A 15,270-nucleotide genomic window follows, 5' to 3' on the forward strand; every position below is an offset into this window, starting at 1 on the left:
CACAGGTTTACATCGCGTCCGGCCGCTTGCTTCTACGGCAGCTTTGCGATAATCAAACACCGTATTTGATGGCCGCCAATTGACTCGATGTCATTTCCAGGTTCCTAGACAGCCTCTAACGTTAGAGAGACAAATCAGGACAAGAAAACAAGAGATCAGAACAGAAATCCAGACTAAATGCAGAGAAGGCTGAAAAAGCGCTCACTGATATTGCCGATGAAGAACTGTCGGGAACAATCAACGAAGAAACGACTCACTATGTTATCGCAATAGATCTGTTAAGCACAAGGCAATATGCTGTCAGCAAGGCGCGAGAGATTAAGCGCTTATTTGAAAGCTCAGACACTTTAGTGGGTATGAAGTTAACAATAAAGAGGGAATCACCATCCTAACGGTTGCCTCCAGCGGGTCTTTCGCGGCTTTGTTCATCGCTCCGGCCAGACCTGCCGCCGAGCCCGGTGGCGGAAATGTGACCCACAGATGAACACAGATGTCTTTCCTCATCTGTGACATCTGTGACATCTGTGGATAAATCCGAGTGGCCGCTTTGGCCGGAACGGCGATCATGGCATCTTTCGGCCTTGGTCATCAACCCGGCCACTTCGCTGTCGGCGAGGCTGCTGGTCCGCGTAGCGGACCCTACGGATCACGGGGCCTTGATCATGGTTCCGGCCGCGACCCTGACCAGCTTCCGAAAATTCTTGACAGGATTAACAAGATTTACAAGATTGAAAATGAATGTCATCTTGTAAATCTTGTTAATCCTGTCTATATGTATTGACTTCGCGCTCGCCTTGCGGTTTGGGACCGCCCCCGTAAGACCGCATTCCTTCCGATGCTCGCCGGAACGAAGATCCAGGCCGATCACGGCATTGCCGTCGGGCCGGTTGTGCGCACCAATCCTTAAAGAAATGATGATCACTGCCGCCCGCCCCGCAAGAGGATGATCCGTTCCATCAGCGGGTCGATCACCGGCGCCAGCCGACGCTGCATCAGGGTGCCCTGGGTCGTCGGATCCGGAAGTACCGGCCGCATGACCCCAAGGCCCACTCCGGAGAGCACGTGCATCGCCGCGACTTCGGCCGCAAGCGTCGGCGACTGGCGCAAACACGCGGCAATCGGGCTGCGGCATTGCGCCGCCGCGACGAACCGCTCGGCATCCGCCACCAGCTCGGCAAACAGCGCATCCGGATCGGGTTCCTCGCGCAGTGCGCCGAAATAGCCGCGCAGGCAAGCGAAGGCGGCGGTCACCACGTCCTGATTCGGGGGCTTGGCGAGGACGGCGGCCAGGGTCTTGAGCCAGGTCTGACCGGGGCCTGAACAGACCCGTAGCATCAGGCCGGCCCACGGGTCGCCGGTGGCCGCCACGGCACGAAGTGAATCAGCAACGGCGGGGTCCAACGTACGCTCCGGTTCGGTTTCCGGCAGCGCATCCAGGCCGGCGCGTAGGAACCCGACCAGATAGGTCTGTTTACGCGCGGCCTTTCGCCACAGTTCGGCCCGTGCGTCCGCATCCAACAAACCGGGCTGCAGGATCAGCCGTACGGACTCCATGATCGGGACCGCCTCGGTTTCAAAGGGCAGGTAGTCGAGCAGGTAAGCGGCGAGGATTTCACCCATTGTGCCGGTGGCGATGATCGGGTTGCCGAGCATACGACGGGCATTCTCCGCGTCCTCCATGGCCCACCAGGCGCTCCTGGCCAGTGCATCCGTGAGACCCGGTGCGCAGACGACCGCGACCACGGCCTCCGGCTCCCCTAAGAGCAGGAGTTGCTCCAGCCGCTCCGCGCGCATCTGGCCCATCCTGGTCCACCGGCTCAGATACACCGGATAGGAGCCGGGCGAGCCGAGCACGCGGCCGGAGAGCCATTCCCTGACCATGCGAACATAGGTGTCCGGACGACTGTTTGGCGCGAGCCGTACCGTCGCCTCGCCGCGCGGCCCCAGCCCATAGAGGATCAGCTTGCCTTCATCAATGCGGATGGCCTGGGGCTGGTTCGCCAGCAGGACATTGAGGCGGAGCTGGTCTTCGCTGCTCAGTTCCAATGCGGTTCAGCGCTCAGTCGGCGGCTGATAGTTCGCATCCTTGGGATTGAGAAAAATGAAGTGGAACTGGCCGGGCTCGATCTCGACATAGTCCATGACAGCCTCATCCAGCAAGGGCACCTGTTCCGGTGTCATCACCACCTCGACCCCGTCACAGCGCACACGAATGTCGTCCTCGGTGGCTTCGTCAAACCCCATCCGGTAGTCGATCGACCCGTCGGGTTGACGCCCGGCCGCCAGACGCAATGGCAGGCCCTGTGCGCCCCCCTGCTTTGCCGCCGTAAGAACTTGTTGCGCCGCCGCCGTCGTCAGCTTGAACATCGCGGATCTTTCCCGTTGTATTTGTTTCAACCGTCGTCAGTGTAATCCCACGGAACCAGGGCGGCACGCTCAAGCGCCAAGGCAACGCCGGACGTGCGTCAAAAAGCGTTCGGTCCAGTTCAGCCCCCCCACGTCACGCAGATGCGCGTAACTTGCCAACAGGTGACCCTGCACGATCCCGTCGTGGCGACCATCAATGCCGACGCCGCGCAGCACCTCATAGGCGTAGGTCCAGTCCGGATGCGGTGCCACCACCGCCGAATGGTGGAACTCATGGGCCTGGACTGTCCGTCGCCGCACATCCCGCGCCGTTGCCGATTCAGGCCAGGGAAAGGCCGGGGTCTCCCGCAGGCTCACGTAGCCGCGGCCTTGGGGCCGCGGACACATCTCGACCTCCGCATTCAGCGCACCGACCATGACGCGCCGCTCATCGCCCCAACGCAGGGTGTTGCACAGATACATGAGCCCACCGCACTCGGCATAGACCGGGCCGCCGCGGGCGATGAAATCCGCGACCCCCTCGCGCATGGACCGGTTGGCCTCCAGTTCCGCCATCCGGTACTCCGGGAACCCCCCGCCGAAAAACAACCCATCCACCGCCGGCGGCTCGGGATCCGTCACCGGGCTGAATTCAACCAGTTCGGCCCCGCCACGGGCAAGGGCACGCAGGTCATCCGGATAATAAAAGCCGAAGGCCGCGTCTCGCGCGATACCGATGCGCACCGCGGTCGCCGCCGGAATTGCCGGAACCGGTGCCCCGGTGGTCGGCAGCGGCGCCGTTTCGGCCAAGCCCAGCAACCGATCCAGATCAATGTGTTCGGCAACCAGTGACGCAATGCGCTCGATCCAGGCCTCGGCCTGATCCGCTTCATTGGCCGGCATCAGACCCAGATGCCGTTCGGCGATGGTCATGGCGGGATCGCGCGGCAGCACACCCAGGACGGGGATGTCCGTAAAGTGCTCGACTGCCCGAATCAGGTTATCGGCGTGGCGGGTGCTCGCCACCTTGTTGAGCACCACGCCGCCGATGTGCAACTCCGGATCGAAGGCGCGATAGCCGAGCAATAAGGGCGCGATCCCGCGGGCCATGCCCTGGCAGTCGATCACCAGGATCACCGGCGCTTGCAGGTATTTGGCCAGCGCCGCGTTGCTGTTGGCACCCGCGAGATCGGTGCTGTCATAAAGCCCGACGTTGCCTTCGATCAACCCCAGATCCGCACCGCGCAGCTCCGCCGCGAAGGCCGCACTGATCTCATCCCGCTCCATGGTATGGAAGTCCAGGTTGAAGCAGGCGTGCCCCGACGCCCGGCCCAGCCACAAGGGATCGATGAAATCCGGTCCCTTCTTGAATGGCTGGACCCGCAGACCACGCTTGCGCCAGGCCCGGCACAGGCCGATGGACAAGGTGGTCTTACCCGATGACTTATGAGCAGCGGAAATATAGAGATGAGCCATGGGGAGACGAATCGGCTGTGCGAGTGGCCAAGGACGCGACCACCCTGTCCGCTGATCAGGTCCCGGCGAGTTCCGGTGCCGCGTGCCCAAGATCGTCGGGCAGCACATCCGCGTCCGCCAGCGATTCCGGCAGGAACTGAAGCACGCGCACGCCGACCGCGGTGATCAGCATCGCCACCCCGACGCCGCCCAGCCCCAGCAGAACCTCGGGAATGGTCGGCCAGTAACTTGCGGCCTCGCCGTTGACGCCGTCGAAGAAACCGGACTCGATGATGGTATGCCCAGGGAACATCTGCAACGGGAACGCCTGACTGCCGATGATGATGACGTACAGGCTCGCCATGCCGCCCAGAATCACTAGGGCGCAGGCGGCCACGATCCAGTTGCGATCCTGACTGAGCACCGGATGATAGATGATCCCCAGGGGCACCAGGCTGCCCATCAGGATCCAGCCGAACCAGAACATGAAGGAGTAGATTCCGCCATCGAACAGGACCCAGCTCACCAGCTCATAATTCTTGGCACCGTAGACCTTCGTCAGGTAATAGATAACCGTGAGAAAGAGCACGCCCGCGACAAACGTTCCAAGCAGATTCATGAGTCGACCGCGGAGCTTATGACCCAAGGGCCGCCCCTCCTGGTCGAACGTGAACATGAGCACCAGCAGCATGATGGCCAGCCCGTAGGCGAACGACATAACCACGAACATCGGCGCCAGAAAAGCGGTGTCGAAGGCCTGGCGTGCCACCAGGAAGCCGAAGATCGATCCGGTGCCGGCCGTCAGTGCCAGACGCCAAACCATCGCGAAAATACCGATCGGCTTGACGAAAGGCCCGCCCATCCGATCAGCCATGCTCCACAGATAGGCGATCACGATGACCATGAAGCCGGTATATAGATAGATGTTCCAGGCGAAGATGGACCGGAAGTTATAGTGGGTGATCGCCACCAGCAGACGATCCGGTCGTCCCAAGTCCAGCACCAGGATCAGGAGTCCGCCCACCAGCAAGGCCGACGCGAGCAACCCGGACAGTCGCCCCAGGGGTTTGTACGCGCCCTTGCCGAACACCGTACCAATGGTGGCAATGTTGAGCGCTCCGGACGCTGAGAGGATCAGCATCACCGCGAAGATATGGGGCATCCCCCAGACCACCGCGTTACTCATCCCCGTAACCCAATGACCATTGTGCTCCATGTGCAGCGCGGCCAGACCGCCCAGACCGACGACCGCCGCCAGGATGCCGAGCAGGCCCCAGTAACGCTCCGATGGCATACGCCACTCGGAATAAACAATGCGCTTCATGGTCACTCTCCCCTGTTTGGCCTAAACGCCCGCATAACGGACACCGGTATTGAGGTCCAGGTCTTCGCGAATCTGCCGGCTGGGCATCGTCCTGAGGGCCTGACTGATTGCGCTTGCCGGGTCTTTGAGGTCACCGAACAGGATCGCGCGATGACCGAGCGCGGTGCAGGCATCAGCACAGGCGGTTGAATCCAGCCCTTGATCCCGCCGGCTCACGCACAGATTGCAGCTCTCCACACAACCCTTGCCCCGCGGCACCCGCGTGAGTTGGTCCTCGACCACCTCGTGGATGAAACTGCGCGCCTTATAGGGACAGGCCATCATGCAGTAACGGCAGCCGATGCAGGTGTGCCGGTCGACCATCACGATGCCATCGGCGCGCTTGAACGAGGCGCCCGTCGGACAGACGTCCACACAGGGCGGATGTTCGCAATGCTGGCACATCATCGGCAGGTTGGACACGCGGCCGGTCAGGTTATCCTGCAGTTTGACCTTGCGCAGCCAGACCGCTTTCTGGGTATCCCATTCGGCCTCGGATTGATCCGGCTGCTTACGCTGGAGATCAAGCCCGTTTTCTTGATCACAGGCGTCGACACAGGCGCGGCAGCCGTCGACACAGCGGTTGGTATCGACCAGCAAACCCCACCGATGGGCATCGCTCACCCGCTCGGCACGCGGATTGCCGACGGCCTGTGCCTGGAGCACGAAAGCCGGAGCAACGACCGCCGCAGTCGCACCCGCGGCAATCCCAAGAAATGCGCGACGTGACTGATCCGGGCCGGCATTGAGGGTGGGATCCGGTGGCGAACCAAGGCTCGGATCTAGCGGTGCTTCTTGATGCTTCATGGTCATTGACCTCCCGCACGACCGGTCGCCGGCCCTGGCGTGTCGGACATGAACTGCCCTGGCGATGGACGCGCGCCCGCGGTAGCGTCGCCATGCGCGGCCAGCGCCGCCGGACTCAAGAGTCCGCCGCGCGGTACATTGGCATGGCAGCCAAAACAGTTGACGTCCACGGCGCTGAAGGCATGGCAGGCACCGCAGAACTGATCACGACCATTGATCGCGAGCGCCTGCCCCTCCGGACTGACGCTGACGTGACAGTTCACACAACCGGCCAGGCTGTGTTTGGTGGAGCGGATACCATGATGCACGGTTGAATCACGCTGATGCTTGATCAATTCCATGTGGTTGCGGCGCATGAAGTTCGTTTCCTCCACGCAGGCCGCACTGTGCGCGGCCTGCGACCCCGGCTTCACGTACCGCTGTGCGTCGCCCGCCAGCACGGTCTGAGCGGCCAGCACCCAGACCAAACCAACGGCGACAAGGCTTACTCTAATGACGGCTATAGCCATCGACGCCTCCTTCGGTGCCGATTCGCAACCACTCACTCACCAAGACCCATCTTGATGTAGCCGGTCGGGCAAACGTCGGCGCAAATATGGCAACCAATGCACTTGGCATAGTCGGTAGCCACATAGCGACCCGTCGTCCGATCAGACTTCTCCACCCGATAGACCGCCGTCTGAGGACAGTAGATCACACAGTTGTCGCATTCGAAGCACATCCCGCACGACATGCAGCGCTTGGCCTCGTCGATGGTCTCGGCCTCGGTCAGACCGATGACACGCTCTTTGAAATGACCGAGCACTTCCTCGGAACTCGGCACCTCCTCTTTGCGCAGATTGCGAGCGTGATAATTGAAGTGCCCCAGGAACAACTCATCCTGCCCGATGACCTCGGCGCCGGAGCGATCCTCATAGTTATGGATCGCCCAGTTCCCGGTGGCGGTTCCGCGCAGATCGCCCAACTTGCTCGCCTCGAAGGCGGTCGGGGCCAGATTCGCCTCATTCATCTTCGCCAACAGGTCGAAATGGTGAACGTCCACCTTGGGACGGCGCCGGTGGTCGACCTGCTTGAGATATTCGTCGATCGAATCGGCGGCGATCCAGGCCTGGCCGATCGCGGTGGTCAGCAGGTGCGGACGAATGATATCCCCGGCAACGAAATGACCCGGCTTGTTCGGCACCTGGTAATACTTATCCGAATTGATGAGACCGCGGCCGTTGTCGAGATCCGCAAGGCCCGTCAAGTCCCCGCCCTGGCCGATGGCGGACACGATCAGGTCGGCTGGAAGCACGCGCTCGGTGCCGTCAACCGCGGTAGGTCGACCGTCGTTCAGGGTGCAGTCGGCGATCTTGAGACCGGTGGCACGACCGTCGGGTCCCAGCATGACCTCTACCGGCATGACGCCGTCAAGGATGGTGACACCCTCATGGGTCGCATCGTGCACCTCATGTTCTGAGGCGGTCATCTTGTCGCGGGTAAACAGCGAGGTGAGCGTCACCGCGGCGCCCTGGGCCGCCGCGGACATGGCCGCATCATGGGCGACGTAGCCGTCATGGACCACTGTTTCCGGCAGATCGCTGTGGCCAGGCTTATTGATGTGGCCCAGACGCCGCGCGACCGACACCACATCGATCGAGGTATCGCCGCCGCCGACGCAGACCACCCGCTCGGCGGTGACCTTCATGCGGCCTTCATTGAAGGCCTTGAGGAACGCGACGCCGGAGACGCAGTTCGGTGTCCCCTGCCAACCGGGCACCGGCAGCCCACGGCCACTCTGACAGCCGATCGCCCAGAGGACGGCATCGAAGTCGCGCTCCAGGTCGGCGACCTGGACGTCGACACCCACCTTGGTCTTGAACCGGACATCCACCTGACCCAGGTCCAGGATGCGCTGAATCTCCGCATCGAGCTTGTCACGCGGGACACGGTAACCGGGAATGCCATACTTGAACATTCCGCCAAGCGTCTCGTTGGCCTCGAAAATCGTGCAGGCGTGACCCTTGCGGCGCAACTGATAGGCCGCGGCTAAACCGGCCGGCCCGCCGCCGATGATGGCGACCCGCTTGCCGGTGTCCGCGGGGGCCGCGTCAAACCGGTAACCGTTGGCGATGGCGGTATCGCCGATGAACTGCTCGACCGCGTTGATCCCGACGAAGTCTTCGAGTTCATTGCGATTACAGCCGTCCTGACAGGGCGCCGGGCAAACCCGACCCATCATCGACGGGAACGGATTGGCATCGGTGGAACGGCGGAAGGCATATTCCTGCCAGGTCATTCCGGCCGGCGGCTTTTCGGTCTGCCGAGCGATGGCGAGCCAACCGCGGATATCCTCACCCGAGGGACAACTCCCCTGGCATGGCGGGGTCTTGTGCACATAGGTCGGACACTTGTGGGAGGTATCCTGCACAAAAATCTTGTCGGTCCAAGCGTCCCAGGTGCTATTACCGTCCTCGTAACGGCGCCAGGAGGGCTTGTTCTTCTGCTCATTGCCGGGAGTTGCCATCGGATCACTCTCCTTACCAGTTGAACCAGTGGGTTCGATTCAGTTCGAAGACCGGGGCGACGCTGTCGCGTCGCGCCAGTGGGAATTATCGGGTCAGGCTCATGCCGCCTCGTCTACGGACTCACTGTCATCGTCGTCAAGGGCTTGCGAATCGTCATCGTCCTCGTCGTCCTCGTCATCTTCACGAGGCGTCAGCACGATGGCGTTCGAGACCAACTGATGGAGGCTGACGATCTGGTCCATCTCCATCCCGTAATAGGGCAGGACCTTGGTGAACTGGCTCTTGCAGATGGCGCAGATCGCTGCCATGTGCGTCACGCCCTTCTCCTGCATGACATTGTTCAGCGCCTCGACGCGCGGTTGCGCACCCTTGACCCGCAACTCCATCAGGTCGTCGGTCAGCAGTCCACCCCCGCCGCCGCAACAGAAGGTTCGCTTACGGATCGTATCCTCATCCATGTCGTAAAACTGGTTGCAGACCGCCTTGATGATGGCACGCGGGATATCGAACTGACCGCCGGGCTGATCACCCATCCGCGAGCCCCGGGCCACATTGCAGGAGTCGTGGTACGTGAGGATCTTGTCATCGTTCTGGGTCTTGTCGAAGGTCAACTTGCCCTGCTGGATCAGGTCGTAGGTAAACTCGCAGATATGCTGCGGCACCGGATACCGGGAATCCAGGAAGTCCCAGGGACCGGCCAGAGTGTTCAGAAAGCTGTAGGCGACGCGCCAGGCATGACCGCATTCGCCGAAGATGATGCGCTTGACCTTGAGCCGGATGGCCTCTTCGCGAATCCGCAGCGAGATCCGCCGCATGTTCTCATAGGAGCCGATGAACATGCCGAAGTTAGCCGCTTCCGAAGCATAGGAACTGAGCGTCCAGGAGACACCGGCCTCGTGAAAGACCTTGCCGTAGCCGATCAGACCATCCACATGCGGTTCGGCAAAGAAGTCCGCGGAGGGCGTAACCAGCAGGATGTCCGCACCCACCTGATCGATGGGATAGCGCACCTTGACGCCGGTTTCGTCGTAGACGTCCTCTTCCAACCCCTCCAGCGTGTCCCGCAGGGCCGGACCCGGAAGACCCAGGTTGTTGCCGATCGTATAGACCTTGCCGATGATCTCGTTACAGTACTTCTGGCCAACCCCGATACTGTCCATGATCTCCCGCGCGGCCATGGAGATCTCAGCAGTATCGATGCCGTACGGACAGAAGACGGAGCACCGGCGACATTGGGAGCACTGGTGAAAGTAACTGTACCAGTCGTCCAACACTTCCTTGGTGAAGTCAGTCGCGCCCACCAGCTTGGGAGCGATCCGGCCCGCGAGGGTGAAATAGCGCCGATAGACCCCGCGCATCAGGTCCTGACGCCCGACCGGCATGTTCTTCGGGTCCTTGGTGCCCAGGAAATAGTGGCACTTATCCGTGCAGGCGCCACATTTGACACAGGAGTCCATGTAGACGCGCAGCGAGCGGTACTTGCCAAGCAACTCGCCCATCTTCGCGATCGCCTGCGCCTGCCAGTCGTCCGCCAACTCACCGGGAAAGCCCAGCGGGGCCTGGAATTCCGGTTTGGCTACAAAGGGCGCGCTGTGAGCCATGGTACCAGGCGTCACCGCCGGTACCTGCGGGTACTGCCGCAGCGCAGGGACTACAAAAGTGGCCTTAGCCATGGTTCAACCTCATGTTCGGACGCCTGCGTACCCGGAGACCCTGATCATTTCACGTGATCACGAAACGCAATCCGCATCGGCCATCACCGCTGTTCGAGCCGCGCCGCCCAAGGGGCCAGGTGCCGACGCTCCCGCGGGTTGTCGACCTGATTGCGGGTCGGGCTGAAGAAGAGCCCGGGCGCATGCAGCAACTTGCTGAAGGGAAAAATGATCATCAGACCTGCCACCAGGAACAAGTGGAGCAGGAGCAACGGATCGGCCGGCAAGGGCTGCAGATCGAAGCTGTACAGACCGAGAAAGAAGGCTTTAACGGACACGATATCCGTATGAACCACGAAACTCATCAGGATGCCGCTACAACCGATGAGGACCAGCAGCCCGAGTATCAGGTGATCCGAGGGAGAAGAGATGTAGCGCACCCGGTCGACCAGGAAGCGCCGTGCCCAGAGTCCAGCCAGGCCCAGCACCATGGCAAACCCGGCGTAGATCCCGAACGGCTGAATGAACGCGATCGGTGTCGGGACTGGATCCATGAAATAACGAAGGTGACGCAGGGTTACGAGAAACAATCCAAAGTGAAAGATCCAACTGAAGATCCAGGTCCACTTGTTGCCGCGGAACAGGCTCTCGAACAGCACCACCTCACGCGTCATCCGCAACACGACACCGCTGTTGGTGATCGGCGCCGGTGTCGTCGGTATCTTCAGTGGCGCCGGCGTACGGGCGTACTGCACCACCTTCCAGGTCAGTCCGGCAACCAGAACCAGCGCCGCAAAATAGAATGCGAAGGCGTATAAACCCGTCAGAAACGACATGTTTCCGCTACCTTAAGTGAATCCGGTCGAAAACCGGGGGCGCCGACCGCTGACCCCGAACGGAGCGATCAGCGATCAGCTTGACCGGCGCCGCGCTGCTGCCTGGCGAGCCCCGGGGGTCTCGACGCAGACTGTAGAAACGCTCGCAAGTCCTCGTTATTTTATCGTCGGACGAGCGACATCAAACCGCCCTCGCGAGGCGGAGAGCGCCACCCGCAGTCACTCGGTTCAGACGCAGCCGGTCGGCTTCGGGAGCCCGGCAAAACGGCAGGCCTGCTTGGCCGGCCCGTAGGGGAACAGGCTGTAGAGGTACTTGCTGTTGCCCTTGTCCTTGCCCATCTTCTTGCCGACCGCCTTGGTCAGGACGCGCACCGCCGGTGCGATCTGATACTCTTCGTAATACTCACGCAGGAACTTGATGATATCCCAGTGCTCGTCGGTGAGTTCAATGTTGTCCTGCTTCGACATGACCTCGGCAACGCCGGGCTCCCAGTCGTTCAGGTTGGCGAGATAACCCTCTTCGTCGACGGCGATCTGTTTGCCATTGACGTCAATTGTGTCGGCCATTGCGATTCTCCAGACAGTTTTTTAAGTTGGAATAAAACTACAGCCAGGCCTGAACCTTGGCGTTCTCCGCGGCAAGATCCACAAAACCCGCGTAGTCCACGACGCTGATCCCGTTGATCAGGCGCCCCTCGGCAAAGCCCCGCGCCTTCAGGTCCGGGCCGAGGACATAGATCTTAACCCTGTTGAGGGCATCTTTGACCTGATCCTCGGCGCTCGTGCCGGTCAGGGCCGCATAGACGCCGTCCTCGATCAGCAACACGGCGGCGCCCGGCTGGGCAAACTTCAAGCAGGAATCCAGTGAGGTCCGCTCGAACGGGGACTTGTTGACAGTGTGCAGGATACTCATGGCATTCCCCTTTAGAAGCTGAAGACCACGTCGGACGCATCCATCAGCTCGCGGACACGGGCCGAATCGATCACCTCGACGATGTTCTCCACCTCTTCCTCGGTGTCGAAATCTTCCCAGGCGATCTGTACCAGATCGTCCTGCGTCAAACCGCGGGCCGCGAGCGAATCGCGATCAACGTAGACATTCTTGACCTCGTAGTCACCCAAGGTACGGAAAGTCGGCGAGAAATTCTTCATCCCGATGCCGCTGGTGTCCTGACCCTTGGTGAGTTGGTAAACGCCGTCATCCAGGAAGAGGACGCTCACTTCCTGATCGAAGGCCGCGCCGATCAGGATCACCTCCAGGGCCTCCCAGGCGTAGATGGTGCCATACGGGGCTTTGCGGTTCAGGTACAGGAATTTCTTCACGATTTCGGACATGACTGAGCCCCTGTTAGTCGCCGAATACAACGAGGCGATCGGACTGGATCGCCGCCTCGACCAACTGCCCCAGACCGGAGATCCGGAACCGGGGGTGGATATTGGTGGCGTCCTTGCCGTTGCGTGTCGCCTCGCCCTCGTCGACGATCCCGCGGCGCTGCGCCGCGGCCACGCACACCACCATATCGAGGTTGTAGCGCTCGGCAAGCTCAGCCCACCGGTTGACGATGTGGCGGTCGTCCTGGGGCGGCGTGGTCAGCCGCGTCGCGTTGTTCACGCCGTCGTGGTAGAAAAAAACGCGGAAAATCTCATGCCCCTTCTCCAACGCCGCCTTGGCGAACAGGTAGGCGGTATCCGCCGCCTGATGTTGGTAGGGTCCCTCGTTGATCTGAAGTGCAAACTTCATATCGCCCTCGAATAGCAGTGCCGAAAGAGGATCGCACACGGCCGCCCCGGATCAGGTCCACCGCGACTGCCGTCCGGACAGGACCGGCAGGTCGGTGACACACGGCTCCGGGGCCCCCGCGCCCCCGACCTTAGAAGCGGATGTAAGACGAACTGTTGAAGCTCGCACGCGCACCGCGCCAGGTATCGATGTGATACTTGGTGAACGGCAGCTCGACCTCTTCAAAGAAGCGTGGCCAGCCGATCCGCTCGATCCACTCGTTGATGCGCTCCCAATCCCGGGCGCCTTCCTTGTACGCCTTGAGGATGCGCTTGACGATAGCGGTCGCCTCAGGCCAGCGCGGCGGGTTGTTGGGGATACCGGCGGCGACCAGCTTCTGGAAGGTCGGCTTGCCGCGGGCGTTGGAGTGATTGCCGCCAACCCAGATCGCCAGCTTGGAGTGCTCGGCGTCATTGATCTGCATGGGCGGGCACGGTGGGTAGCAGGCACCGCAACAGATGCACTTGCGCTCGTCGACCTCAAGGGACGGCTTGCCGTTGACCATGGCCGGGCGGATAGCGGCGACCGGACAGCGCGCCACGACGGTCGGACGCTCACAGACGTTCGCTACCAGATCGTGGTTGATCTTGGGCGGCTTGGTATGCTGGATATTGATCGCGATATCGCCCTGGCCGCCGCAATTGATCTGGCAGCAAGACGTCGTGATATGCACCCGATTCGGCATATTCGCATTGCGAAATTCGTCGATCAGCTCGTCCATCATGGATTTCACCACGCCCGAGGCATCAGTGCCGGGAATATCGCAGTGGAGCCAGCCCTGGGTGTGAGAGATCATGGCCACCGAGTTCTGGGTGCCGCCGACCACAAAACCCGCCCCTTCCAGCGCCGCGATCAGCGGGTCGACCTTGGTCTGATCCTTGACCAGAAATTCGATATTCGAGCGCAGGGTGAAATGCACGAATCCGTCGGCGAACTGATCACCGATATCGCACAGCTTGCGCAGCGTGAAAACGTCCAGGATCCGCTGGGTACCCGCCTTGACGGTCCAAATCTCATCGCCGCTGTAGGCCACGTGACGCAGCACGCCCGCCCGCGGATGTTCGTGATACTTCCACTGCCCGAAATTCTTGCGCATCACGGGGTGCAGGTACTGCCAAGGGTCTGGGCAGCCGGATTCGATCGGCTCACGCGTGTCTGCCATCGCCTTCCCTCCAGTCAATTATCAGAGTGTGTCGTATTTGAAATCGGGTGCCGGAGCGAGCGTAAGCCCGGCATCACAGCGTTGATCGAGAAACTCAGCGCCCGGCCTCGGCCTGACGTTCGAACCAGTTTTCCGCGGCCTCGTCCCAACCGTCCAGGCGGATGTAGGAACTCTGACGGGGATGGCTCAGCATGTTCGGGTCCGGGTCGACACCAATGCCGTCGAGGAAGTTGGCCAACCCGATGCGCTCGATCATTTCACCGCAGCGCTCGTGTTCCAGCCCGTTCTCGGCCCAGAAATCGATGATGGTCTCGGCGAGCTCCACCAGGGATTCGTAGTCTTCCTCGGTATCAAGCTTCTTGAACGGCACCAGCACCGTGCCCATCAGGTCACCGATCTTGAGGGTGCGCTTACCGCCGATCAGAATGGTGACACCCTTATCGTCGCCGGGGTGCAGCGCCTTGGGCATGACGTTCAGACAGTGCATGCAGCGCACGCAGTCGCGGTTGTTGACGTTCAGGGTATCGTCATCGTTGAGCGACAACGCCTGCGTCGGACAACGGGTGATGACGTTGTCCACATAGTACTGACGGCCCTTGTCGGCAATGTAGTTCTTCACCTCGGCCTGGTCGACCTTCATGTCGTCGCGCCAGGTGCCAAGCACGGCGAAGTCGGCGCGCTCGATGGCGTTCTGACAATCGTTGGCGCAGCCGGAGACCTTGAACTTGAACTTGTAAGGGAGCGCCGGACGGTGCACGTCGTCAACGAAGTTGTTCACCAGCATCCGATGGGCCTTGATCTCATTGGTGCAGGACATCTCGCAACGCGCCGCGCCGACGCAGGACATCGCCGTGCGCACGCAGGGGCCCGCGCCACCGAGGTCCCATCCGTATTCGTTGATCTCATCGAAGAAATGCTGGGTGTTGGCAGTGTCGGTGCCGATGAACATGATGTTGCCGGTCTGACCATGGAAGGTGATCAAGCCGGACCCATATTTTTCCCAACTGTCGGCCAGTTGGCGCAGCATGGCGGTGGAGTAGTGGTTGCCCGCCGGCGGCTGCACACGCAAGGTATGAAATTCCTTGGATTCAGGGAACGCCTTACCGACCTCGGAGAAGCGCGGGATGATACCGCCGCCATACCCTAAGACCGACACAGTCCCGCCCTTCCAGTAGCCCTTGCGCGTCTCGTAGGAGTGCTCCAACTGCCCGAGCAGGCTGTTGGTCATCTTATTGATGCGTTCATCCGGGTGCTGGTCGCGCAGACGCTTGATACCAGAGATGAAACTTGGCCAGGGGCCGGTCTCCAGTTGATCGAGCATCGGGGTGCTGTATTTATCGATCGCCATTGCACTGTCTCTCC

At 61.2% G+C, this 15,270-nt stretch carries 16 protein-coding genes; 1 reads left to right on the forward strand and 15 read right to left on the reverse strand.

Translation table 11 applies throughout. The features are described 5' to 3' along the window. The first annotated feature begins 538 nt into the window (after positions 1–538). Positions 539–781, forward strand: coding sequence for a hypothetical protein (locus QZY03_RS20175; RefSeq protein ID WP_295583960.1), 243 nt, complete (start codon positions 539–541; stop codon positions 779–781). A 137-nt stretch (positions 782–918) separates the two neighbouring features. On the opposite strand, the gene QZY03_RS20180 is transcribed toward QZY03_RS20175, so the two are convergent. The 15 genes from QZY03_RS20180 to dsrA form a co-directional block, all read right to left on the reverse strand. Beyond that, positions 919–2,046 carry a sulfur reduction protein DsrS gene (locus QZY03_RS20180; RefSeq protein WP_295583961.1) on the reverse strand — a complete coding sequence of 376 codons (1,128 nt, stop codon included), beginning with the start codon at positions 2,044–2,046 and terminating at the stop codon, positions 919–921. Between the two features lie 6 nt (positions 2,047–2,052). Next, positions 2,053–2,367, reverse strand: coding sequence for an iron-sulfur cluster assembly accessory protein (locus tag QZY03_RS20185; protein ID WP_295583962.1), 315 nt, complete (start codon positions 2,365–2,367; stop codon positions 2,053–2,055). 69 nt (positions 2,368–2,436) lie between these two features. Next, on the reverse strand, positions 2,437–3,822 hold the full coding sequence (locus QZY03_RS20190) for a cobyrinate a,c-diamide synthase (protein WP_295583963.1): 1,386 nt from the start codon (positions 3,820–3,822) through the stop codon (positions 2,437–2,439). A 55-nt stretch (positions 3,823–3,877) separates the two neighbouring features. Next, positions 3,878–5,125, reverse strand: a complete 1,248-nt coding sequence (nrfD, locus tag QZY03_RS20195) for an NrfD/PsrC family molybdoenzyme membrane anchor subunit (RefSeq protein ID WP_295583964.1) — start codon at positions 5,123–5,125, stop codon at positions 3,878–3,880. Positions 5,126–5,146: 21 nt separating this feature from the next. Then, positions 5,147–5,977 carry a sulfate reduction electron transfer complex DsrMKJOP subunit DsrO gene (dsrO, locus tag QZY03_RS20200; RefSeq protein WP_295583965.1) on the reverse strand — a complete coding sequence of 277 codons (831 nt, stop codon included), beginning with the start codon at positions 5,975–5,977 and terminating at the stop codon, positions 5,147–5,149. Further along, positions 5,974–6,480, reverse strand: coding sequence for a sulfur reduction protein DsrJ (locus tag QZY03_RS20205; protein WP_295583966.1), 507 nt, complete (start codon positions 6,478–6,480; stop codon positions 5,974–5,976). Before QZY03_RS20205 ends, dsrO begins: the two co-directional genes overlap by 4 nt. Positions 6,481–6,512: 32 nt before the next feature. Next, positions 6,513–8,477: an NAD(P)-binding protein gene (locus tag QZY03_RS20210; protein ID WP_295583967.1), complete on the reverse strand. Its 1,965-nt coding sequence runs from the start codon at positions 8,475–8,477 to the stop codon at positions 6,513–6,515. Positions 8,478–8,576: 99 nt separating this feature from the next. After that, positions 8,577–10,151 (reverse strand): sulfate reduction electron transfer complex DsrMKJOP subunit DsrK, encoded by a 1,575-nt coding sequence (gene dsrK / locus QZY03_RS20215; RefSeq protein ID WP_295583968.1) that lies wholly within the window; start codon positions 10,149–10,151, stop codon positions 8,577–8,579. 83 nt (positions 10,152–10,234) lie between these two features. Beyond that, positions 10,235–10,966, reverse strand: a complete 732-nt coding sequence (locus tag QZY03_RS20220) for a respiratory nitrate reductase subunit gamma (protein WP_295583969.1) — start codon at positions 10,964–10,966, stop codon at positions 10,235–10,237. A gap of 228 nt (positions 10,967–11,194) precedes the next feature. After that, a complete protein-coding gene (locus QZY03_RS20225; RefSeq protein ID WP_295583970.1) occupies positions 11,195–11,533 on the reverse strand; it encodes a TusE/DsrC/DsvC family sulfur relay protein in 339 nt (112 codons plus the stop codon). Positions 11,534–11,570: 37 nt separating this feature from the next. Further along, entirely contained in the window at positions 11,571–11,879 is a 309-nt protein-coding gene (tusB, locus tag QZY03_RS20230; RefSeq protein WP_020504932.1) for a sulfurtransferase complex subunit TusB, read from the reverse strand. A gap of 11 nt (positions 11,880–11,890) precedes the next feature. Next, positions 11,891–12,301 (reverse strand): sulfurtransferase complex subunit TusC, encoded by a 411-nt coding sequence (tusC, locus tag QZY03_RS20235; protein ID WP_295583971.1) that lies wholly within the window; start codon positions 12,299–12,301, stop codon positions 11,891–11,893. A 13-nt stretch (positions 12,302–12,314) separates the two neighbouring features. Next, positions 12,315–12,707: a sulfurtransferase complex subunit TusD gene (gene tusD / locus QZY03_RS20240; RefSeq protein WP_020504934.1), complete on the reverse strand. Its 393-nt coding sequence runs from the start codon at positions 12,705–12,707 to the stop codon at positions 12,315–12,317. A gap of 130 nt (positions 12,708–12,837) precedes the next feature. Next, positions 12,838–13,908 carry a dissimilatory-type sulfite reductase subunit beta gene (gene dsrB, locus QZY03_RS20245; RefSeq protein WP_295583972.1) on the reverse strand — a complete coding sequence of 357 codons (1,071 nt, stop codon included), beginning with the start codon at positions 13,906–13,908 and terminating at the stop codon, positions 12,838–12,840. Positions 13,909–14,002: 94 nt separating this feature from the next. Further along, entirely contained in the window at positions 14,003–15,256 is a 1,254-nt protein-coding gene (dsrA, locus tag QZY03_RS20250) for a dissimilatory-type sulfite reductase subunit alpha (protein WP_295583973.1), read from the reverse strand. Positions 15,257–15,270: the final 14 nt, after the last annotated feature.

Origin of the sequence: uncultured Lamprocystis sp., assembly GCF_903933125.1 — a bacterium.
GTDB lineage: Bacteria > Pseudomonadota > Gammaproteobacteria > Chromatiales > Chromatiaceae > Thiodictyon.

Coding starts and splice junctions, on each gene's coding strand:
- QZY03_RS20185 (WP_295583962.1), bottom strand. CDS start 2,367: ATGTTCAAGCTGACGACGGCGGCGGCGCAACAAGTTCTTACGGCGGCA.
- QZY03_RS20190 (WP_295583963.1), bottom strand. CDS start 3,822: ATGGCTCATCTCTATATTTCCGCTGCTCATAAGTCATCGGGTAAGACC.
- nrfD (WP_295583964.1), bottom strand. CDS start 5,125: ATGAAGCGCATTGTTTATTCCGAGTGGCGTATGCCATCGGAGCGTTAC.
- dsrO (WP_295583965.1), bottom strand. CDS start 5,977: ATGACCATGAAGCATCAAGAAGCACCGCTAGATCCGAGCCTTGGTTCG.
- QZY03_RS20205 (WP_295583966.1), bottom strand. CDS start 6,480: ATGGCTATAGCCGTCATTAGAGTAAGCCTTGTCGCCGTTGGTTTGGTC.
- QZY03_RS20210 (WP_295583967.1), bottom strand. CDS start 8,477: ATGGCAACTCCCGGCAATGAGCAGAAGAACAAGCCCTCCTGGCGCCGT.
- dsrK (WP_295583968.1), bottom strand. CDS start 10,151: ATGGCTAAGGCCACTTTTGTAGTCCCTGCGCTGCGGCAGTACCCGCAG.
- QZY03_RS20220 (WP_295583969.1), bottom strand. CDS start 10,966: ATGTCGTTTCTGACGGGTTTATACGCCTTCGCATTCTATTTTGCGGCG.
- QZY03_RS20225 (WP_295583970.1), bottom strand. CDS start 11,533: ATGGCCGACACAATTGACGTCAATGGCAAACAGATCGCCGTCGACGAA.
- tusB (WP_020504932.1), bottom strand. CDS start 11,879: ATGAGTATCCTGCACACTGTCAACAAGTCCCCGTTCGAGCGGACCTCA.
- tusC (WP_295583971.1), bottom strand. CDS start 12,301: ATGTCCGAAATCGTGAAGAAATTCCTGTACCTGAACCGCAAAGCCCCG.
- tusD (WP_020504934.1), bottom strand. CDS start 12,707: ATGAAGTTTGCACTTCAGATCAACGAGGGACCCTACCAACATCAGGCG.
- dsrB (WP_295583972.1), bottom strand. CDS start 13,908: ATGGCAGACACGCGTGAGCCGATCGAATCCGGCTGCCCAGACCCTTGG.
- dsrA (WP_295583973.1), bottom strand. CDS start 15,256: ATGGCGATCGATAAATACAGCACCCCGATGCTCGATCAACTGGAGACC.